Source organism: Streptomyces sp. ISL-96, assembly GCF_018614035.1.
Lineage (GTDB): Bacteria > Actinomycetota > Actinomycetes > Streptomycetales > Streptomycetaceae > Streptomyces.
This window is the reverse complement of sequence record NZ_JAGGPA010000005.1, coordinates 135,187-154,809: the sequence shown is the minus strand read 5'-3', so window position 1 is coordinate 154,809 and position 19,623 is coordinate 135,187. Positions and strand designations below refer to the sequence as shown.

At 70.4% G+C, this 19,623-nt stretch carries 19 protein-coding genes; 17 read left to right on the top strand and 2 right to left on the bottom strand.

Going from position 1 to position 19,623, the window contains the following annotated elements; genetic code table 11:
* Positions 1-3: 3 nt before the first annotated feature.
* The 17 genes from J7E96_RS03610 (at position 4) to hypE (ending at position 18,153) form a co-directional block, all read left to right on the top strand.
* On the top strand, positions 4-2,103 hold the full coding sequence (locus tag J7E96_RS03610) for a hypothetical protein (protein WP_215127336.1): 2,100 nt from the start codon (positions 4-6) through the stop codon (positions 2,101-2,103).
* 98 nt (positions 2,104-2,201) lie between these two features.
* Positions 2,202-2,336: a hypothetical protein gene (locus tag J7E96_RS38090; RefSeq protein WP_285439396.1), complete on the top strand. Its 135-nt coding sequence runs from the start codon at positions 2,202-2,204 to the stop codon at positions 2,334-2,336.
* A gap of 555 nt (positions 2,337-2,891) precedes the next feature.
* The gene (locus J7E96_RS03605; protein WP_215127475.1) at positions 2,892-4,661 is read left to right on the top strand and encodes a hydrogenase maturation protein; all 1,770 of its coding nucleotides are present in this window, start codon (positions 2,892-2,894) and stop codon (positions 4,659-4,661) included.
* Between the two features lie 116 nt (positions 4,662-4,777).
* On the top strand, positions 4,778-5,866 hold the full coding sequence (locus J7E96_RS03600; protein ID WP_215127334.1) for a hydrogenase expression protein HypE: 1,089 nt from the start codon (positions 4,778-4,780) through the stop codon (positions 5,864-5,866).
* 124 nt (positions 5,867-5,990) lie between these two features.
* The gene (locus J7E96_RS03595; RefSeq protein ID WP_215127332.1) at positions 5,991-7,775 is read left to right on the top strand and encodes a nickel-dependent hydrogenase large subunit; all 1,785 of its coding nucleotides are present in this window, start codon (positions 5,991-5,993) and stop codon (positions 7,773-7,775) included.
* Complete coding sequence (locus J7E96_RS03590) at positions 7,772-8,371, top strand: hypothetical protein (RefSeq protein ID WP_215127329.1); 600 nt, start codon at positions 7,772-7,774, stop codon at positions 8,369-8,371. The genes J7E96_RS03595 and J7E96_RS03590 overlap by 4 nt, the downstream gene beginning before the upstream one ends.
* A complete protein-coding gene (locus tag J7E96_RS03585; protein ID WP_374196636.1) occupies positions 8,368-9,030 on the top strand; it encodes a DUF5947 family protein in 663 nt (220 codons plus the stop codon). Before J7E96_RS03590 ends, J7E96_RS03585 begins: the two co-directional genes overlap by 4 nt.
* The gene (locus J7E96_RS03580; protein ID WP_215127327.1) at positions 9,027-9,734 is read left to right on the top strand and encodes a DUF6084 family protein; all 708 of its coding nucleotides are present in this window, start codon (positions 9,027-9,029) and stop codon (positions 9,732-9,734) included. Before J7E96_RS03585 ends, J7E96_RS03580 begins: the two co-directional genes overlap by 4 nt.
* On the top strand, positions 9,731-11,179 hold the full coding sequence (locus tag J7E96_RS03575; RefSeq protein ID WP_215127325.1) for a hypothetical protein: 1,449 nt from the start codon (positions 9,731-9,733) through the stop codon (positions 11,177-11,179). The genes J7E96_RS03580 and J7E96_RS03575 overlap by 4 nt, the downstream gene beginning before the upstream one ends.
* Positions 11,176-11,724 carry a hydrogenase maturation protease gene (locus tag J7E96_RS03570; RefSeq protein ID WP_215127323.1) on the top strand — a complete coding sequence of 183 codons (549 nt, stop codon included), beginning with the start codon at positions 11,176-11,178 and terminating at the stop codon, positions 11,722-11,724. Before J7E96_RS03575 ends, J7E96_RS03570 begins: the two co-directional genes overlap by 4 nt.
* Before the next feature lie 10 nt (positions 11,725-11,734).
* Positions 11,735-11,842 carry a hypothetical protein gene (locus tag J7E96_RS38670; RefSeq protein WP_374196635.1) on the top strand — a complete coding sequence of 36 codons (108 nt, stop codon included), beginning with the start codon at positions 11,735-11,737 and terminating at the stop codon, positions 11,840-11,842.
* A gap of 135 nt (positions 11,843-11,977) precedes the next feature.
* Positions 11,978-12,373 (top strand): hydrogenase maturation nickel metallochaperone HypA, encoded by a 396-nt coding sequence (gene hypA, locus J7E96_RS03565; protein ID WP_215127321.1) that lies wholly within the window; start codon positions 11,978-11,980, stop codon positions 12,371-12,373.
* A 3-nt stretch (positions 12,374-12,376) separates the two neighbouring features.
* Positions 12,377-13,207 carry a hydrogenase nickel incorporation protein HypB gene (hypB, locus tag J7E96_RS03560; RefSeq protein WP_215127319.1) on the top strand — a complete coding sequence of 277 codons (831 nt, stop codon included), beginning with the start codon at positions 12,377-12,379 and terminating at the stop codon, positions 13,205-13,207.
* A gap of 53 nt (positions 13,208-13,260) precedes the next feature.
* Positions 13,261-15,597 carry a carbamoyltransferase HypF gene (gene hypF / locus J7E96_RS03555; protein ID WP_215127471.1) on the top strand — a complete coding sequence of 779 codons (2,337 nt, stop codon included), beginning with the start codon at positions 13,261-13,263 and terminating at the stop codon, positions 15,595-15,597.
* A gap of 48 nt (positions 15,598-15,645) precedes the next feature.
* Entirely contained in the window at positions 15,646-15,966 is a 321-nt protein-coding gene (locus J7E96_RS03550) for a HypC/HybG/HupF family hydrogenase formation chaperone (RefSeq protein WP_215127317.1), read from the top strand.
* Positions 15,963-17,087, top strand: a complete 1,125-nt coding sequence (gene hypD, locus J7E96_RS03545; protein ID WP_215127315.1) for a hydrogenase formation protein HypD — start codon at positions 15,963-15,965, stop codon at positions 17,085-17,087. The genes J7E96_RS03550 and hypD overlap by 4 nt, the downstream gene beginning before the upstream one ends.
* A complete protein-coding gene (hypE, locus tag J7E96_RS03540; RefSeq protein ID WP_285439395.1) occupies positions 17,080-18,153 on the top strand; it encodes a hydrogenase expression/formation protein HypE in 1,074 nt (357 codons plus the stop codon). The genes hypD and hypE overlap by 8 nt, the downstream gene beginning before the upstream one ends.
* Positions 18,154-18,209: 56 nt before the next feature.
* Here the strand turns inward: hypE and J7E96_RS03535 are convergent, their stop codons facing one another.
* Both J7E96_RS03535 and J7E96_RS37040 read right to left on the bottom strand, forming a co-directional pair.
* Entirely contained in the window at positions 18,210-18,599 is a 390-nt protein-coding gene (locus J7E96_RS03535) for a hypothetical protein (RefSeq protein WP_215127313.1), read from the bottom strand.
* 331 nt (positions 18,600-18,930) lie between these two features.
* On the bottom strand, positions 18,931-19,125 hold the full coding sequence (locus J7E96_RS37040) for a hypothetical protein (RefSeq protein ID WP_251069327.1): 195 nt from the start codon (positions 19,123-19,125) through the stop codon (positions 18,931-18,933).
* Between the last annotated feature and the right edge of the window lie 498 nt (positions 19,126-19,623).

Genomic DNA, 19,623 nt, shown 5'->3' with positions numbered 1-19,623 from the left:
CCCATGTCCGTGCCCGTCGGCCCCGGTGACGAGGCGCCCTACCCCCTCCCGTCCAATCGCGCGTGGCAGGAGCGCTGGATTGAGGCTGTCCTGGCGACCGAGGGGGCAAATGTCCCCCGGGCCGCTCTGGAGAACATAGCCCCGTTCATCGTCCGCCCGAAGGCGCTGGTCACCAGGGCCGGTTCGGGAGGAGGTCTCCGGCTCAGGCCCGACCTCATCGCGCAAGTCAGCACGGACTCGGGGCTGATGCTCGTCCTCGAAGTCCGTATGCACGGCGCCGGTGGCGTCGTGTGGCCGGCCAACGAGCGGATCAGCACGGCGTGGCATTCCGTCGCACACCTGTCGGGTACTCAGGGGCGCACCCTTGCGAGCGTGCGCCCCTGGCGGCGGATCTCCATGGACGGTGAGGAGCGGAGTTTTGCCGCGCTGGAGAGTGCCGCGCCCAGCCGGAAGTGGCTGGCTGACAACATCGAGTGGGCGGCCAACGAGCTGCGGAACCGTGACGGTGCGCGCTCCCACAACCTGCTGGAGGAACTCGCCCTCCACGGACAGCAGGAACCAGGAATGTTCGTTCCGCAGTACCACCGGCTCGATGCCCCGGCGGCGGAGCATGGGGACGGCTACTGGGGCTGGATGGCGGTCCGAGGGAACAACCGCACCATGCGGCGCCAGGAGCTCTTCGGGATCACCTCCGCACAGGTGCTGACCGGCGTGCCTTTCGCAACGCTGGGCCAGTACCACAAGCCCGGCGTCGCCGTCAATCCCCACTACTGGCTCGGGGCCTTGTCGAGGAAGCTCAACGACGAGTACCAAGAGGCGGCCCGCAGTGGAGCGGCGGACCCCATGGCCCCGGCTCTGCGCGCCCGGCAGGTGGCGGAGGTACAGGCCCATCTGGTGATCGGCTGTCCGACACCTGAGCGGCTGTACAGCATCGTCCAGGGCAGCAACCGGCGTGACCATGTGCATCCGCCGCTGGAGTTCGCTCCCAACGACCGGGCTCGGGCCCTGGGCCGCAACGTCCTGGGTGCGTATGCAGCGGCCGGCGTACTGGACACGGGGCTTGCGGATGTCCTCGCCGGAACGGCTCCCATCGCCGCACTACCAGAAGCTCTCAGCCGACTCGATCAAGATTCCCTGGCCTTCCGGTTGCCCGAGCTGCCTGAGCACAGTGTCTCCACTCTGCGCGACGCACGCTCGATGCTGCTCCTTGCCGAACTGTTCCCGGGGGATGGCAGCGGGAGCAAGGCCAAGCGGGAACTGATCCGGCATGCGCTCAGTGAGGTGGCACCCGGCTCCTTGCAGCTGACCGACATCAACCGGCGCGCCCGCGCCTGGTCGGCACTGACCTCGCAGAGTTACCCGTATCCGTGGAACCCCCGGGTCGCCGAGATCTTCCAGCGCGACGCCCGCAAGGGGTTCGAGCTCTCCGGGCGTCCGCTCACCGAGCTGCTCAAGGCCGCCGATACCGATGACGCCGCCTTTGAAGAGTTGGTCACTTTCCGGGCAGCGCACTGGCTGGCGGCATTCGACCTCATCGACGCCGACCGGGGATCGCTGGCCGGGCAGATCGACGAGGAAGGCGGCACCAAGTCCAACCGTGTACGGCGCAGCGTCAAGAATGTCCTGAACGCTCTGCGCCACAACCGCATCATGGCAGTGGGGCTGCTGAGAGAGCTCGCGGCGGCGATGGACGCGGGCGACCGGGCCCCGCGCCGCATCCTGCCTACGGGTGAACCGGAGCCGGAGAGCGATCCGGCGAACCATGCCTGGTTCAACCGGGCCTTCCCCAAGGCGACCGGTGGGCAGAGCCACCAGCGCTCGACGCCGCCACCTGAGGACACCGCGGAACCCGTCCTGGAGACGGATGCCCAGGCAGTAGCCCGCCTCACCAAGGCAGTTGAGGCGTTGGTCCGGGACCTGGCCGACAGCAGCAAGGACATCAGCGCCTGTCTGCGTGAACTGGCCGCACGGGCCAAGGACGCCGGGATCGACTGCGCCCTGAGCGAGTCGAAGGCGGATGAGCTCGTCCTGTCGGTCAGCAAGACGCTGGGCGGCCTGCGCCTCGTGCCGGAGACGCTGACCGGTCTGAGCCAGCCGGACTGAGCCAGGCGGATTGAGGCTCCGCCGTGCGAGCAGGGAAGGGCCCTGACAGCGCCGAAAGATGCGAAGGCGCTGGTCAGGGCCCAGATGCTCAGCACTCGATGATGTTCACCGCCAGGCCGCCGCGCGCGGTCTCCTTGTACTTCACCTTCATATCCGAGGTCGCGGATCTCGTCGAGCAGGCGCTTGACCGGCACGCCGGGGTCGTCGGCGCGGCGCCGACGTGGTCGCGGTAGGCGTCGACCTGGCAGGCGCGGTCTTGGGGCGGGCGGCGCAATCGGTTGGGCTCGGGAGCGCGTGCGCGTGCGTACCATCTGACGCCTGGACCGAGTCCTATGTCGTGACGTGTCGTCGGCCTCGGTAGGGGGAGGAGTGGGATTGCCCGGACAGGTTGTGGGAGATCACGGAGCCGCTGATCCCGTGCTACCCGTCAGGGACTGATCAAAGCCGTCCTGCAGCGCGGTCAACCGCTTCGGTGCCTACCTGAGGCCTCATCGAGCCCTTCACCTCCCAGGCACACCACGCTCTGGCGCAGATCCAGGACCTCGGGACGGGCAGCAACATCCACTGATGGGCCAGTCGGCTGACGCCCGGCGGAAAGACGGATCCCCCTTCGAACCTGTAGCCGCCGCGGAGAACCCCCGCGCGGGCCGCGATTGGCGGCCACGGTGCCCACTTCCGGGTGACCCCCCGGTCCGGCTTCGCCGGCACCGCGTCGTGCGTGCTTGAGCATCACCAGCAGGTCCGGTCTCGTCCTGGCCGTGAAGTCGCCGGTCACCGGGAGCCTGCCGATGCACATCTTGCTCATCGCGAGCGCGTTCAACAGCCTGACGCAACGGGCCCACGCGGAACTGCGCGACCACGGGCACAGCGTGACCGTGGAGCTGGCCCTCCAGGGCGTACCCCTGTGGGACGCCGTCTCCCGCCACCAGCCCGATCTCGTCGTGGCGCCCATGTTGAAGAGTGCCATCCCGCCAAAGGTATGGGAGGCGTACACGTGCCTCATCGTGCACCCGGGCCCCGTCGGTGACCGCGGACCGTCCTCCCTCGATTGGGCGATCCACGAGAAGGTGAGCCGGTGGGGAGTGACCGTCCTGCAGGCCAACGCCGAAATGGACGCAGGCGACGTCTGGGCGTCGGTCGCCTGCCCGGTGCCGCCCGTGGGCAAGAGCGACCTGTACCGCAACGAGGTGTCCGACGCCGCGCTGGCCGCGATCCTCCTGGCCGTCGAGCGCTTCGCCTCGGGTACGTTCTCTCCTCAGCCTCAGCCTCAGCCTCAGCCGCAGCCGCAGCCTCAGCCGCAGACCGGCGGAGGCGAAGAGGGTGTCTCCCGCAGTCGGGCCTACTTCGACCAGGGGCTGCGCCGCATCCGCTGGGAGTCGGATGCGACCGAGACCGTGGTCCGCAAACTGCGTGCGGCCGACTCGTTCCCCGGCGTGCTGGACGAACTGCTGGGCCGGGAGTGGTATCTGCACGGCGGCCACCCGGAGGACGGCCTTCGCGGCCGCCCGGGGGAGCTGCTGGCCACCAGGTCAGGGGCAATCTGCCGGGCGACCGCCGATGGCGCCGTGTGGATCCCGGAGCTGCGGCCGCGGCGCGTACCCGGCGGACCGGCCACGTTCAAGCTCCCTGCCGTTCTGGCCCTGGGCGACAGCCTGCCCAGGCTGCGCGAACACCCCGCGCCGCCGGACGCCGACGCCTCCCTGCGAACCTGGGCTGACATCCGCTACCGGGAGGACGGCCCCGTCGGCTTCCTCTCCTTCTCCTTCCCGAGCGGCGCCATGAGCCCCTCGCACTGCCGCCGTCTACTGCGCGCATACAGGATGGCCTCCTCTCGGCCCACGTCCGTGCTGGTACTCGGCGGTGGCCGGGACTTCTTCTCCAACGGGATCCACCTGAACGTGATCGAGGCGGCCGACGACCCCGGCGCGGAGTCCTGGGCCAACATCAACGCCATGGACGACCTGGTGGAGGCCGTCCTGACGAGCACCGACCGGCTGGTGGTGTCCGCCGTGGGCGGGAATGCGGCCGCGGGCGGGGTGATGCTGGCCCTGGCCGCGGACGAGGTGTGGTGCAGGACGGGCGCGGTGCTGAACCCGCACTACCGCCTGATGGGCCTGTACGGCTCCGAGTACTGGACTTACACGCTGCCCGGCCGGGTGGGCCCCGCGGTGGCCGACAGGCTCATGCGGGAAGCCCTCCCGGTGAGCGCCGCAGCAGGACTGAGGCTCGGCTTGGTGGACCGTACGGTCGAATGCGGGCCACAGGACTTCGCCGCCGAGACCGGCCGCCTGGCCGCGCAGCTCGCGTCCTCATCCGCGACGCAGGCGCGGATCGCGGCCAAGAAGGCCGAACGGGAGCGGCACGAGGCGGCCAAGCCGCTGGTCTCCTACCGGGAGGAGGAGCTGGCCCACATGCTCCGTACCTTCTCGGACCCGGACGCCCCCTATCACGCGCTGCGCAGGGCCTTCGTTCGCAAGCACCCCGCGGCCCGGACACCGCCACACATCGGGGTGACCCTCCCCGGGAGGAGGGCGGCGCCCCAGGCATCCTCACGCTGAGGCGGCGCCGGATCCGCCCCCGGCGCGGTCGCGAGGTGACCGGCTGCCTGCTATCAAGAAATGCGAAGGCGATATGAACCATTTCGTCGTATTCCTCCCCTAGGAGGCTTGGCCCCATGGATGCAGCAACGCCGGCCCCGGCCCCGTCCGAGACCGCCCCCAGCACACCCGATGGGGACGAGTCCCCGATCCACATCCTCTGGATCAACGCGGGGCTGAGTTGCGATGGCGACTCGGTGGCCCTGACGGCCGCGATGCAGCCGAGCATCGAGGAGATCGTGCTCGGCGTGCTGCCCGGCCTGCCGAAGATCGCGGTCCACTGGCCTCTGATCGACTTCGAGTGCGGACCGGTGGGTGGGGCGGACACGTTCATCGAGTGGTTCTTCAAAGGCGAGCGCGGTGAGATCGACCCGTTCGTGCTGGTCATCGAGGGATCCATTCCCAATGAGTCGATCAAGCAGGAGGGGTACTGGTGCGGGTTCGGCGACAACCCGGAGACCGGCCAGCCGATCACGACCAGCGAGTGGATCGACCGCCTGGCGCCCAAGGCGTTGGCGGTCGTCGCCATCGGAACGTGTGCCACGTACGGCGGCATCCACGCGATGGCCGGCAACCCGACCGGTGCCATGGGAGTACCCGACTACCTGGGCTGGGACTGGAAGTCGAAGGCCGGCATCCCGATCGTGTGCGTACCGGGCTGCCCGATCCAGCCGGACAATTTCTCCGAGACCCTCACCTACCTGCTCTACCAGGCCGCGGGATCCGCCCCGATGATTCCGCTGGACGACAAGCTGCGTCCGACGTGGCTGTTCGGGGCCACGGTGCACGAAGGGTGCGACCGGGCCGGCTACTACGAGCAGGGCCAGTTCGCCACCACGTACGACTCGCCCAAGTGCCTTGTCAAGCTCGGCTGTTGGGGGCCCGTCGTCAAGTGCAACGTGCCCAAGCGTGGGTGGATGAACGGCATCGGCGGCTGCCCGAACGTCGGCGGTATCTGCATCGCCTGCACTATGCCGGGCTTCCCCGACAAGTTCATGCCGTTCATGGACGAGCCGCCCGGCGGCAAGGTCTCCAGCGCGGCCAGCGGTGCGTACGGAGCCGTCATCCGCAAACTCCGCTCCGTCACGGCCAGGACCGTGGACAAGGAACCGAAGTGGCGTCACACGGGAGACGAGCTGACGACCGGCTACCGGCCGCCCTGGTGACCGGCCCCCGGACGCGCGAAGCGCACAGCACCAGCTCGGTCGCGGACCCGGCCGCCCCGGCTGAATCCCGTCCTGATCCGACCCCCTCCGTAACGAAGTCTTGAAGAAGGGCGTTGCGCAAACGATGGCACCGACGACGAAGGCCGGCGACGACGGCAGTGGCCTGGTGGAGATGGCCTGGGATCCGATCACCCGGATCGTGGGCAGTCTCGGCATCCACACGAAGATCGACTTCAAGCAGAAGCGGGTGGCGGAGTGCTACAGCACCTCGTCGGTCTTCCGCGGCTACAGCGTCTTCATGCGCGGCAAGGACCCCCGTGACGCGCACTTCATCACCAGCCGCATCTGCGGCATCTGCGGCGACAACCACGCCACCTGTTCGGTGTACGCGCAGAACATGGCCTACGGCGTCAAGCCGCCGCACCTCGCCGAGTGGATCATCAATCTCGGCGAGTCCGCCGAGTACATGTTCGACCACAACATCTTCCAGGAGAACCTGGTCGGGGTCGACTACTGCGAGAAGATGGTCCGCGAGACCAACCCCGGGGTCCTGGAGTTGGCCGAGCGCACCGAGGCCCCGCACGCCGGCGAACACGGCTACAAGACCATCGCCGACATCATGCGCTCCCTCAACCCCATCGAGGGCGAGTTCTACCGCGAAGCGCTGCAAGTCAGCCGGTACACGCGGGAGATGTTCTGCCTGATGGAGGGCCGTCACGTGCACCCCTCCACCCTCTACCCGGGCGGCGTGGGCACCATCGCCTCCGTCCAACTCTTCACGGACTACCTCAGCCGCCTCATGCGTTACGTCGAGTTCATGAAGCGCGTCGTCCCTCTCCACGACGACCTCTTCGACTTCTTCTACGAAGCCCTTCCCGGGTACGAGGAGGTCGGCCGCCGGCGCGTGATGCTCGGCTGCTGGGGCGCCCTCAACGACCCCGAGCACTGCGACTTCACGTACGCCAACATGACCGACTGGGGACGGAAGATGTTCGTCACCCCGGGCATCGTCGTGGACGGCAAGCTGGTCACCAACGACCTCACCGAGATCAACCTCGGCATCCGCATCCTCCTGGGCAGCTCCTACTACGAGGACTGGGCCGGGAAGGAGCAGTTCGTCACGCACGACCCGCTCGGGAACCCCGTCGACCCGCGCCACCCGTGGAACCAGCACACGATCCCGGCCCCCCAGAAGCGGGACTTCAACGGCAACTACAGCTGGGTGATGTCGCCACGCTGGTTCGACGGCAAGGACTACCTCGCGCTCGACACCGGAGGCGGCCCCATCGCCCGCCTGTGGTCGACCGCCCTGTCCGGCCTCGTCGACGTCGGCTACGTCAAGGCCACCGGCCACAGCGTCGTCATCACCCTTCCCCGCACCATGACCAAGCCCGAGACCCGCTTCGAGTGGAAGATCCCGAAGTGGAGCAACGCGCTGGAACGCAACCGCGCCCGCACCTACTTCCAGGCCTACGCCGCGGCCATCGCGCTGCACTGCGCGGAGCAGGGTCTGGCGGAGGTGCGCGCGGGACGCACCCAGACCTGGGAGAAGTTCGAGGTACCGGACGAGGGCCTGGGCGTCGGCTTCACCGAGGCGGTACGCGGTGTCCTCTCCCACCACATGGTGATCCGTGACGGCAAGATCGCCAACTACCACCCCTACCCGCCGACCCCCTGGAACGCCAGCACCCGCGACACCTACGGAACCCCCGGGCCCTACGAGGACGCCGTGCAGAACACGCCCATCTTCGAGGAGAACCCGCCCGAGAACTTCAAGGGAATCGACATCATGCGCACCGTCCGCAGCTTCGACCCCTGCCTGCCCTGCGGCGTCCACATGTACGTGGGCGGCGGCAAGACCGTGCAGAAGATGCACATGCCGACCGGCCTGAGCGGCCTGGCCGGATGAGCGCGCCCGAGGCTCCGCGGTCCCCGAACGCGGAGGAGGCCGGGCGGCGGGTCGAAGAGATCCTCGACCGGCTGACCACCGCCGGCGACCCCACAACGGCTGCGGCGGCCGAGGAACTGGTCCGGGTCCTGATGGACTTCTACGGTGCGGGTCTCGCCCGGATCATGACGCTGCTGCAAGCCCCCGCGGCGCGCACGGCGCCGAGCGGCCCGCTGAGCGGGCTGCTCGGCGACGAACTGGTCTCCAGTCTGCTGGTCCTGCACGACGTCCACCCCGAGAACACCTCGGCACGGATCTCCCGCGCCCTGGAGAGCGTCCGGGAGCACGGAGTGCAGCTCGTCGGATTCGACGATGCCACCGGCACGCTGCGGCTGCGCTCGACCGCCCCATCCAGCGGCGGCTCAGGCTGCGGCTGCCCCGGCACGGGCTCGTCGGCCCGGCAGGCCGTGGAGGATGCCCTGGCCTGCTTCGCCCCGGAGGTGAGCCACGTGGAACTGGAAGAGACCCCGTCCTCCCCCGAGCCGGCCCTGCTCCAGATCGGCACGCGACCGCCCACCGGCGTAGCGGGCCGGCCGGCTCCGGCGACGGCGCCGTGAGCGCGCCGCAGGTCCGGCCACAGCACCCGGCACCCGGCGCGCGGACGCAGGGTCTGCGCCGGTTCGCGGGACCGCGTGCGCCGCAGCAGGAACGGTGCGACCTGTGCGGAGTGGCGGTCCCGGACGACAGCCACCGCCACCTCGTGGACACCGAGAGGCGCTCCCTGGCCTGTGCCTGTATTCCGTGCTCCCTGCTCTTCGCACGGCCCGGCGCCGGCCGCTACCGCACGGTCCCGGACCGCTATCTGGCCGATCCGGGCCACGCCTTCGACGCCGCCGCCTGGGACCTCCTGCAGATCCCGGTCGGTGTCGCCTTCTTCTTCCGCAACGCCGCACTGGACCGGCTGGTCGCGCTCTACCCCAGCCCGGCCGGTGCCACGGAGAGCGAACTCGACCCGGCGACCTGGCAGGCCGTACTCGGCACCAGCCGGCTGGCCGGCATACTCGAACCCGATGTGGAGGCGCTGCTGCTGCGCCGCGACGAGGGCCGCACCGAGTGCTACCTGGTGCCGATCGACATCTGCTACGAACTGGTGGGCCGAATGCGCCTGCTGTGGCAGGGGTTCGACGGCGGAGCCGAGGCACGGGCCGCTCTGCAGGCGTTCTTCGCGCACGTCGGGCAGCGGGCCCGGGCGGTCACCGAGGGAAGCAGGCCATGACCGAGCTCTCCTTCGCCTGCACGGGCGTGCGCGCCGACCCGTACGCCGCCGGCCCCACCCTGGTCTTCCGGCTGCGCGTCACCGCGTCGGACGAGACCCGGGTGCACGCCCTCGCGCTCCGCTGCCAGATCCGCATCGAACCGGCCCGCCGCGGTTACGACGAGCAGGAGGCGGGCAAGCTGGCCGACCTCTTCGGCGAGCGCTCACGCTGGGGCACCACACTCCAGCCGGTGCAGTTCGCGCAGGTCTCCCTCATGGTTCCCAGCTTCACCGGGGAGACGGAAATCGACCTCGTCGTGCCCTGCACCTACGACATGGACGTCGCCGCGACCCGGTACGCCGAGGCCCTCTCGGGCGGCGAGGTGCCGCTGCTCATGCTCTTCTCGGGAACGGCCTTCACCGGCGCCGGCGGATTCCGCGTCGAGCCGGTGCCCTGGGACCGGGAAGCGTCCTACCGGATGCCCGTGGAGGTATGGCGGGAGATGCTCGAACAGCACTTTCCCGGCTGCGGCTGGATCCGTCTGCCCCGCGACACCATGGACGCCCTTCTCGCGTTCCGCTCGCGCCGGGCGCTGCCCTCGTGGGAGGCCACCCTTCGGGCACTCCTGGAGGAGGCCGCCCCGGCGGCTCCCCGGACACCGGCCCGTAGCCTGCCCCGTTCCGGTGCCGTACCGCCGCGCGTCACCGAGAGGACGGCGACATGACCACGACGGCCGTGTTCAGCCCGGAGTTGGAGTCCCGTTTCGCCACCGCGCGGCAGGTGGCCGACGCGGTCCTCTTCGAGGGCTACGTGCTCTATCCCTACCGGGCCTCGGCGGCCAAGAACCGGCTGCGCTGGCAGTTCGGGGTGCTCGTACCGCCCGCCTGGGGCGCCGACCGCGAGGAACCCGCCTTCCAGCGCACCGAGTGCCTGATGGAACCCAGAGCGGGCGCCACGCTGGCGGCCGAGGTGCGGTTCCTGCGCGCCCAGCGGCGCACCGTCCAGGAGGCCCGGCCGGACGGCACGTTCGAAACGGTGCCGGAACTGCATCTCCATGACCGCGTCCTGGTCCCCTGGGACGAAGGCATCGAAGAACGCGTCGAGATCGTCGCGACCGTGGCCGAGCTGACCGGAGAGGGGATCGTCGTCCCCTTCACCCGGCCCGCTGGTGAAGAGACCGAACCGGTTCACGACACGGACGGCACGCTGGTGGGCCGGTTGGTCCGCCGGTACGACGAGGCCGTCGGCGTCGTACGGCTGTCCGTGAGCGAACTCGACGGCCCGTACCGGGTGATGCGGCTGACGGCCGTGGTGGAGAACACCACGACGTGGGCCCCGGCCGACGGGGGCGGCGACCGCGAGGCCGCACTGGCCCACTCGCTCGTCTCCACGCACCTCATGCTCTGCCTCACCACCGGCTCGTTCGTCTCGATGACGGACCCGCCGGAGTGGGCCAAAGGCGCGGTGGCGTCCTGCCGGAACCGGAACACCTGGCCGGTGCTGGCCGGCGAATCCGGCCGCGCCGACCTGGTGCTGTCCTCCCCGATCATTTTGGAGGACCACCCCGCCATCGCCCCGGAGAGCCCGGGGGCGCTCTACGACGCCACCGAGATCGACGAGATCCTCGCCCTGCGCACCGCGGCCCTGACCGATCAGGAGAAGCGCGAGGCCCGCGGGACCGACGCGAAGGCCGCCGCCGTGATCGACCTGGCCGACTCCATGCCGCCCGAGGTCCTGGAGCGACTCCACGGAGCGGTACGGGCCCTGCGCGAGATCACCGAACCAGGCCCGTCCGGCCTCTCCGGTGCGGGCTCGCCCATCCCGCCCGACCCGTTCGACGCACCCGGTGTCTCCCGTCCGGCCACGCCCTGGTGGGATCCGGCGGGCGACGCCGGTCTCGACCCGGCCACCGACCAGGTCCTGGTCGACGGCCGCCCGGTCGCCGCGGGCAGCCGCGTGCTGCTGCGTCCCGGCCTGCGCCGCACCGACGCGCAGGACCTGTTCCTGCACGGGCGCAGCGCCCTGGTCGAGGCCGTACTCCACGACGTGGACGGGGGAGTGCACCTCGCCGTGACCGTCGAAGGCGATCCCGGCGCGGACATCCGCCGCGAACAGGGACGGTTCCTGTACTTCCAGCCCGACGAGGTAGCCCTCCCGGAGGACGCGTGAACCCCGCCCCGCCCGGCAGCGGCCGGACCCTGGTCGCCGGAGTCGGCAACATCTTCCTCGGTGACGACGGCTTCGGCGTGGAGACGGTGCGCGCGCTGGCCGGGCACCAACTGCCCAAGCACGTCGAGGTCGTGGACATCGGTGTACGGGGCGTGCACCTCGCGTACCAACTGCTCGACGGATACGACACGCTCATCCTCGTCGACGCCACGGCACGCGGCGGCGACCCCGGGACCGTGTACCTCATCGAAGCCGGAACACCGGGCGGCATCGAGCCCGGGGGGGCCGTTCTCGACGGGCACCACATGTCGCCCGACGCGGTCCTGGCCCTGCTGGACACCCTGTGTGCCGGAACCGGTGCGACGCCTCCGCGGCGCACGCTGGTGGTGGGATGCGAACCCGCGTCCGTCGAGGAGGGCATCGGCCTCAGCCCCGAGGTGGCCGCCGCCGTACCCGAGGCCGTTCGATGCGTCCTGGACCTCGTACGCCAGAACACTCACGAAGCGCCCGCACACAGCGTCGCTGCCCCACCGGCCGGGAAATGAGGAGCACACCATGAAGAAGTCCATGATCGGCAGCGCCGTCGCCGCCACCGTCCTCCTGGCCCTGGTCAGGCAGGTCCTGCCCGACATCAGGCGCTACCTGCACATCCGCAGGATGTGACGCGGCCGCTGCACCGAACGGGGGCACGCGGGGCGCAGCATCGGCGAGCCACGGAGCCCGCCCCCGCAGGCCGCCGTGTAATGGTGCCCAGCGGACCGGCCACACCCTTATCGGCCTCCGCCAGGACGGAGACCGATGCACGAGATGTCCATCGCGATGGCCGTCGTCGGCCAGGTGCAGGAGGCGGCCGCAAAATCCGGCGGCGTCACCGCCGTCACCTCCGTGCGGCTCCAGGTAGGTGAGCTGGCCGGGGTCGTCCCCGACGCACTGGCCTTCTGCTTCGAGCTCGCCTGCGCGGGGACCGTCCTGGAGGGCGCCGAACTGATCGCCGAATCGGTGCCCGGCCGCGCCCGCTGCGCGACCTGCGTGGACGAATGGGCGGTCGGCACGCCTCCGCAACTGTGCTGCCCGGCGTGCGGTCAGGCGACCGCCGAACTTCTCTCCGGCCGCGAGCTGCAGATCACCAGTGTGCGGTGGGAAGACGGTCCGGCCCGTGACCGCACCCGAGAACCCGTCTCCGAGGAGCGCTGAACCATGTGCCGAGTCGTCGACCTGCAACAGGCGGTCCTCGCCAAGAACGAGGCCGCCGCCCACGCGCTGCGCACCGGGCTGGCAGCCCGGGGCGCCACCGTGATCAACCTGCTGTCCAGCCCCGGGAGCGGGAAGACGGCCCTGCTGGAGCGCGAACTCCTCCTCGCACGTGAGCGGGGAGTGCCGGTCGCCGCGCTGACCGCCGATCTCGCCACGGAGAACGACGCCAGGCGCCTGGCCCGCTCCGGCGTGCCGGTCAAGCAGGTCCTCACCGACGGGCTGTGCCACCTCGAGGCGGACATGCTGGGCCGGCATCTCGAGGGATGGCTGCCGGAAACCACCCGGCTGGTGTTCGTGGAGAACGTCGGAAACCTGGTCTGCCCCGCCTCCTACGACCTCGGTGAGGCCTTGCGGGTCGTACTCGCCTCGGTCACCGAAGGCGAGGACAAGCCGCTGAAGTACCCCACCGCCTTCGGCCTCGCCCATCTCGTGGTGGTCACCAAGACCGACATCGCCGATGCCGTCGGGTTCGATGAGCCGGCGTTCCGCGGTCACGTCGAGCAGGTCAACCCCGGAGTGGAGGTGGTCCTGACCTCCGCCCGCCAGGGCGAAGGGGTCGGCGTGCTGCTCGAACGGGCGATGGCGGTGGCGGACGGAGCGCCGGCACACGAACCGGTCATGGGCCGCCGGCATGGCGGTCACCACCACCACGCGGACGGCGCCCCGCAGATGAACGGCTCCCACACCCATCCCCACCCCCACGACTGTGCGGATGGTCGCGGGCAGTCCGCGTACGCGGCATCCGCCGGCCCCGCCGCCCAGCCCCGCGCGTGAGCGCTCCGCACCCGGGAACTGTCGGCGTCCCCGCATCGCAGCGCCGCCGGGTCATGGTCCGGGGGGTCGTCCAAGGCGTGGGCTTCCGGCCGTTCCTGTACAGCCTGGCCACGGCCATGGAGCTGTCCGGCCACGTGAGCAACACGGAGGAAGGCGTGGTGGCGGAGGTCGAGGGGACGCCGTCCGCCGTGGCACTGTTCTGCGACCGGATCGCCGCGGAAGCACCCCCGCTGGCCGTGGTGGAGTCCGTCGACCACCAGGACGTTCCCGCCTCCGGCGGTGCGGGGTTCACCATCATCGCCTCCCGGTCCGAGGGACCCGCGCGCACGCTGGTCTCGCCGGACGTGGCCACCTGTGCCGCATGCCTCGCCGAGCTGGCCGATCCGTCCGACCGGCGCCACCGCCACCCGTTCATCACGTGCACCCACTGCGGCCCGCGCTTCACCATCGTCACCGGCCTGCCGTACGACCGGGCCCACACCACCATGGCCGGCTTCCCGATGTGCCCCGACTGCGCCCGCGAGTACGCCGATCCGGCCGACCGCCGGTTCCACGCACAGCCGGTCGCCTGCCCCCACTGCGGGCCCCGCCTGCGTCTGCTGCGTACCGCCGAGGGCGGCACCCCCATTGAGGTGCCCGCCGCGGACCCCGTCGCGCAGGCCCGCAGGCTCCTGGCCGACGGCGCCATCCTCGCCGTCAAGGGCCTCGGCGGCTACCACCTCGCATGCGACGCCTCCCAGGACGAATCCGTAACCCTGCTGCGCCGCCGTAAGGCCCGCGGCGACAAGCCCTTCGCCCTCATGGCCCGCGACAGCGCCGACGTCGAGCACCTCGTTCACATCGGCCCCGAGGAGCACGCCCTGCTGACCGGAGGGGTGCGGCCCATCGTCCTCCTGCGCCGCCGGGCGACGCCGCCACCGAGGCTCGGGGCCCCAGGCGTGTCGGACGCGGTAGCGCCCGGCAGTCCGGACCTGGGTGTCATGCTCCCGTACACACCCCTGCACCACCTGCTGCTCGGCCTGCCCGCAGACCCCACCGGGCCGCGCCTGCTCGTCATGACCAGCGGGAACACGGCCGGCGAACCCATCGTCACCGACGATGCCGAGGCACTGGAGCGGCTGGCTCACCTGGCCGACGCCTGGCTCACGCACGACCGCCCGATCCAGGTGCCGTGCGACGACTCCCTGGTGCGGGTGTTGGACGGAGAACGGATGATCCTGCGCCGGTCACGCGGCTACGCCCCCCTGCCGATCACCCTGCCGGTGCCCGTCAGGCCGACCCTCGCGGTCGGGGGAGACCTGAAGAACGCGTTCGGCCTGGCCGACGGGCGCCGGGCCTGGCTGTCCGCCCACATCGGGGACATGGACGACCTCGCCACGCAGTACGCCTTCGAGCGCGCCGAGCGGCAGCTGGAGTCGATCACGGGGGTGGAGCCCCTGGCGCTGGCCGCCGACCGGCACCCCGGCTACCGCTCCGGCCAGTGGGCCGAGCGGCACGCGGCCGGCCGGCCGCTCGTGCGAGTGCAGCACCATCACGCACACGTCGCGGCGGCGATGGCCGAGCACGGGCTGGACGGCACCCACCGGGTGATCGGCGTCGGCTTCGACGGCACCGGATACGGCGACGACGGGGCGGTGTGGGGCGGGGAGTTCCTGCTCGCCGACTACGACGGCTTCACCCGGTTCGCCCACCTCGCCTATGTCCCGCTGCCCGGCGGCGACGCCGCCGTGCACCGGCCCTACCGCATGGCACTGGCCCACCTGCGCGCGGCCGGCATCGCCTGGACGGACGACCTGCCCTGCGTAGCGGTCTGCCCGCCCGACGAACGGCGGGTGCTGGAAACCCAGATGAAGCGGAACCTGAACTGCACACCCACCTCCAGCATGGGCCGCCTCTTCGACGCCGTGTCCTCGCTCGCGGGGGTGTGCCACCGGGCCGGATACGAGGCGCAGGCCGCCATCGAACTGGAGGCCGCGGCGCTCACCGCCGAGAGCGCCGGCACCGCGGACGGTCGTACCGGCTACGCGTTCGCCCTCCGACCCCCTCAGCGGGCCGTCGGGGCCGCGTGGACCGCCGACCCCGCGCCCGTCCTGGCGGCGATCGCGGACGACGTACGCGCCAGTGTCCCACCGGCACTCGTCGCGGCACGCTTCCACCGCGCGGTCGCCGCCCTCGTCCACCGCACCTGCGTCGTGGCACGCGAGGGGCACGGGCTGGACACCGTCGCCCTGACCGGCGGCGTGTTCGCCAACGCGCTGCTCTCCTCGGCCTGCGCCGAGGCATTGCGGAAGGACGGTTTCACGGTGCTGCGCCACCACCAGGTGCCCCCGAACGACGGGGGACTGGCGCTCGGCCAACTGGTGATCGCCGGACACAGAACCGCCGACTGACGCCCCACCCGCAAAGGGGGCACGGACCACCACAGCGAGGAGAACCCCATGTGCCTGGCGGTACCCGGGAAAGTGATGGACATCGAGGTTCGTGACGGCACTCGTATGGCCACCGTCGACTTCGGCGGCGTGGTGAAGGAGGTGTGCCTGGAATACCTGCCGGACCTCCAGGTCGGCGAGTACGCCATCGTGCACGTCGGGTTCGCTCTCCAGCGCCTTGACGAGCAGTCGGCGAGGCAGACGCTCGACCTCTTCGCGACTCTCGGCATGCTCCAGGAGGAGTTCGGAGATCCGTGGGAACTGGCCGCGGAGGCGGGCGGAGCCCCGTGGCCCGATGGAAGTGAAGCACCGCAGGAGGCCCAGAAGTGAAGTACATCGACGAATTCCAGAACCCCGACCTGGCCCGGCGCCTGCTCGACGACATCCATTCCACGGTGACCAGACCATGGGCCCTCATGGAGGTGTGCGGGGGACAGACGCACACGATCATCCGGCACGGCATCGACCAGCTTCTCCCCGATCTGGTGGAGTTGATCCACGGGCCGGGCTGCCCTGTGTGTGTCACTCCGCTGGAGGTCATCGACAAGGCGCTGGAGATCGCCTCCCGCCGCGAGGTGATCTTCTGTTCGTTCGGGGACATGCTCCGCGTCCCCGGCACCGGCCGCGACCTGTTCCAGGTCCGCGGTGAGGGCGGCGACGTACGGGTGGTGTACTCCCCGCTCGACGCATTGCGGATCGCCCGGGAGAACCCGGATCGCGAGGTGGTGTTCTTCGGTATCGGCTTCGAAACCACCGCGCCGCCCAACGCCATGACGGTCCACCAGGCACGTCGGCTGGGCATCCGGAACTTCAGCCTGCTGGTGTCCCACGTGCGGGTCCCCCCGGCGATCGAGGCGATCATGCAGTCCCCGGACTGCCGGGTCCAGGCCTTCCTCGCGGCCGGACACGTCTGCAGCGTCATGGGCGTCGGTGAGTATCCCGCTCTGGCCGACCGGTACCGCGTCCCGATCGTGGTCACCGGCTTCGAGCCGCTGGACATCCTGGAAGGCGTACGCCGGACCGTACGGCAGCTGGAGCGTGGCGAGCACACGGTCGAGAACGCCTACTCGCGTGCGGTCCGGCCCGAAGGAAACCCCTCCGCACTGGCCATGCTGGAGGACGTGTTCGAGGTCACCGACCGGGCCTGGCGCGGCATCGGAGTGATCCCCGACAGCGGCTGGCGGCTGTCCCCCCGCTACCGGGACTACGACGCCGAGTACCGCTTCTCGGTGACCGGCATCCACACCCGGGAGCCGGCCGAGTGCCGGAGCGGCGAGGTGCTGCAAGGCCTGCTGAAGCCGAACGAGTGCGAGGCGTTCGGGACCACCTGCACTCCCCGCAGTCCGCTCGGGGCCACCATGGTCTCCAGCGAGGGGGCGTGTGCCGCGTACTACCTCTACCGGCGCCTCGACACCACCACCGCACCCCTGGAGGCGAGCCCCGTTGCCTGACGTCACCCAGCTCCGTGCACCGGACCTCACCACCTGGACCTGTCCGGCCCCGCTGCGCGACCATCCTCGGGTGGTGATGGGCCACGGGGGCGGCGGCGCACTCTCCGCCGAACTGGTGCAGCACATCTTCGCGCCTGCCTTCGGCGGAGAGGTCCTCGCCCAACTGGGCGACTTCGCCGCTGTATCGCTCGGCGGGGCGCGACTGGCCTTCTCCACCGACTCCTTCGTGGTGCGGCCGCTGTTCTTTCCCGGCGGGAGCATCGGTGACCTCGCCGTCAACGGCACCGTCAACGACCTGGCCATGAGCGGCGCCCGGGCCGCGTACCTGTCCTGCGGATTCATCCTGGAGGAGGGCGTCGAGGTCGCCGTGGTGGGACGCGTGGCAGAGGCCATGGGGGCGGCTGCGCGGGCAGCGGGGGTGGAAGTCGCGACCGGCGACACCAAGGTCGTGGAAGCCGGTCACGGGGACGGCATCTACATCAACACCTCCGGGATCGGTCTCATCCCGGCAGGGGTCGACCTGAGGCCGCAGCGCGTCGTCCCCGGCGACGTGGTGATCGTCAGTGGGGACATCGGCGTCCACGGCGTGACGATCATGAGTGTGCGCGAGGGCCTGGAGTTCGGCGTCGAGATCGAGAGTGACTGCGCGGCTCTCGGCGGACTCGTCGAGGCCATGCTGGCGGTCACCCCGGACCTGCACGTCCTGCGGGATCCCACCCGCGGCGGCCTGGCCGCCGCGCTCAACGAGATCGCGGCCGCTTCCGGCACCGGTGTGGTCATCCAGGAACGCGGCGTTCCCGTCCCGCCGACCGTGGCCAATGCCTGCGCCATCCTGGGCCTGGATCCGCTGTACGTGGCCAACGAGGGCAAGCTGGTCGCGTTCGTCCCTCGCGAGCACGCGGACGCGGTTCTGGACGCGATGCGCGCGCACCCCCTGGGCGCGGCGGCGACGGTGATCGGTGAGGCCGTGGAGGCACACCCCGGCATGGTGGTGGCCCGCACCGGCCTCGGGGGCACTCGCGTGGTCGACCTGCCGATGGGGGAGCAGCTGCCCCGGATCTGCTGACCCGCCAGCTGGCCGCGCCGCCGCCGAGGGGGCGCGGCGGCGCGAGCCGGGCTGTGCTAGCCCCTCTTGTGCTTGTCGGGCGGGTCCTGCGGGTCCACGCCCGTGAAGGCCGAGGCGTCCTTGCTGCCGCTGGGCCGTCGGGACCTGCCCTTGCGGCCCCGGTCGTGCATGCCTTCCTCGTCGTTCGCCTTGGCGTGGTCCTCTCCCCGGTCGCTGAGGCTCTTGGCCGTGTCCCCCGGCACTGGCGTCTTCTCCTCTCGGGAGACCTTCCGGCCCGGGCCCTTCCCGGGGGCGTACTCGTCCGTATGGAACGAACGGTGCGCGCTCGGGTTGTCCTGCTGGCGCGTCTCGTCCACATCCGGTGCCCAGCCGTGCTGGTGCTTGCCCTGGTGCCTGCTCGGCCCCTCGCCGTGTGACGGCTGGGACGACTCCGGCTTCTTCGCCATGACCTGGCCTGCCTGTCCTGTGACGGTGATGGGCGGTGGGTACGCGCGCCATCCCACGAATAGGTTGATTATCCTATTTATACCGGAATGAGCCAAAGGTGAAGGAGTCGACGGTCAGTTCGACCACCAGCGGTGGACTCCGAGTCCGGATCTGTGAGGAACCCCGCGGCGGGCGATCACCGGCTTCACGCTCATCGCCCAGACCATTCGGCGGTACTTGTCGTGGTCGTAGCCATGGTCACGCAGCAGCGCGTCGGACCGCTCGCGTGGCCGTCCGACGATCGCGCCCAGTAGACGCGGCCGGCGGTGGTGTCGCGTGCGGGGTTGGCCATCAGGCGAGCACCGCTTCTACGGCGGGGCGGATGGCGGAGAGTGCGCCCAGCTCGCGCGCGATGTGCTGGAGTTCGCTGATTCCCCCGCGTCCGCTTCGGCGCAGGTAGCGGCCGAGTGCGGACAGAACGAGGGTCTCGCCGATGCGGTTGCGGTGACGCATCGCGTCGACGACGCTGCGGACTGCGTTGTACACGGGCCGCGTTCTTGGCGATGTGTACTGCTACGGGGATGTCGTCGATCAGCTCGTGCAGGGCCAGGGCAGACTCACCGCAGACGACAGCGCGAGGAGCTCGCGTGCACACGGCCAGAAGATCCGTGTGCGTGGTCTCCGGTGCGTCTGCCTGGCGGTACACCCCACGGGACAGTTCGTCTATCTCCCCTTCCGCGACCAAGGACGCCAGATCGCGGGGGAGAGCAGGGACTGACGTACCTGCGCCGTCGTGAACGTGGGGAGAGGCCGGCCAGCCGCTGCTCCAAGCAGGAGCTTTCCGCAGCATCCATGTATCGAACGGTGCCCATTCAATGGGGTATGGGATCGATTTAATACATGCTTGGGGCGGTGGACGGGCAGGGCGGTGCCGCGACTATCCCGGACCCGGGCGCCCTTGTGTCGGATTCTTGCCGTAGGTATCGAGGCGGATCGCACGTCGGTGCGGCGAACATCGCGTCTCCCCAGCCGCCTCCGAGGCGC

What these genes read in the sequence shown, in the direction of transcription:
- J7E96_RS03600 (WP_215127334.1), top strand. Translation starts at nt 4,778, where the DNA reads ATGGATGCAGCAACGCCGGCCCCGGCCCCGTCCGAGACCGCCCCCAGC.
- J7E96_RS03595 (WP_215127332.1), top strand. Translation starts at nt 5,991, where the DNA reads ATGGCACCGACGACGAAGGCCGGCGACGACGGCAGTGGCCTGGTGGAG.
- J7E96_RS03550 (WP_215127317.1), top strand. Translation starts at nt 15,646, where the DNA reads ATGTGCCTGGCGGTACCCGGGAAAGTGATGGACATCGAGGTTCGTGAC.
- J7E96_RS38670 (WP_374196635.1), top strand. Translation starts at nt 11,735, where the DNA reads ATGAAGAAGTCCATGATCGGCAGCGCCGTCGCCGCCACCGTCCTCCTG.
- hypB (WP_215127319.1), top strand. Translation starts at nt 12,377, where the DNA reads ATGTGCCGAGTCGTCGACCTGCAACAGGCGGTCCTCGCCAAGAACGAG.
- J7E96_RS03610 (WP_215127336.1), top strand. Translation starts at nt 4, where the DNA reads ATGTCCGTGCCCGTCGGCCCCGGTGACGAGGCGCCCTACCCCCTCCCG.
- J7E96_RS03575 (WP_215127325.1), top strand. Translation starts at nt 9,731, where the DNA reads ATGACCACGACGGCCGTGTTCAGCCCGGAGTTGGAGTCCCGTTTCGCC.
- J7E96_RS03590 (WP_215127329.1), top strand. Translation starts at nt 7,772, where the DNA reads ATGAGCGCGCCCGAGGCTCCGCGGTCCCCGAACGCGGAGGAGGCCGGG.
- J7E96_RS03580 (WP_215127327.1), top strand. Translation starts at nt 9,027, where the DNA reads ATGACCGAGCTCTCCTTCGCCTGCACGGGCGTGCGCGCCGACCCGTAC.
- J7E96_RS03605 (WP_215127475.1), top strand. Translation starts at nt 2,892, where the DNA reads ATGCACATCTTGCTCATCGCGAGCGCGTTCAACAGCCTGACGCAACGG.
- hypF (WP_215127471.1), top strand. Translation starts at nt 13,261, where the DNA reads ATGGTCCGGGGGGTCGTCCAAGGCGTGGGCTTCCGGCCGTTCCTGTAC.
- hypA (WP_215127321.1), top strand. Translation starts at nt 11,978, where the DNA reads ATGCACGAGATGTCCATCGCGATGGCCGTCGTCGGCCAGGTGCAGGAG.
- J7E96_RS38090 (WP_285439396.1), top strand. Translation starts at nt 2,202, where the DNA reads ATGATGTTCACCGCCAGGCCGCCGCGCGCGGTCTCCTTGTACTTCACC.
- J7E96_RS03535 (WP_215127313.1), bottom strand. Translation starts at nt 18,599, where the DNA reads ATGGCGAAGAAGCCGGAGTCGTCCCAGCCGTCACACGGCGAGGGGCCG.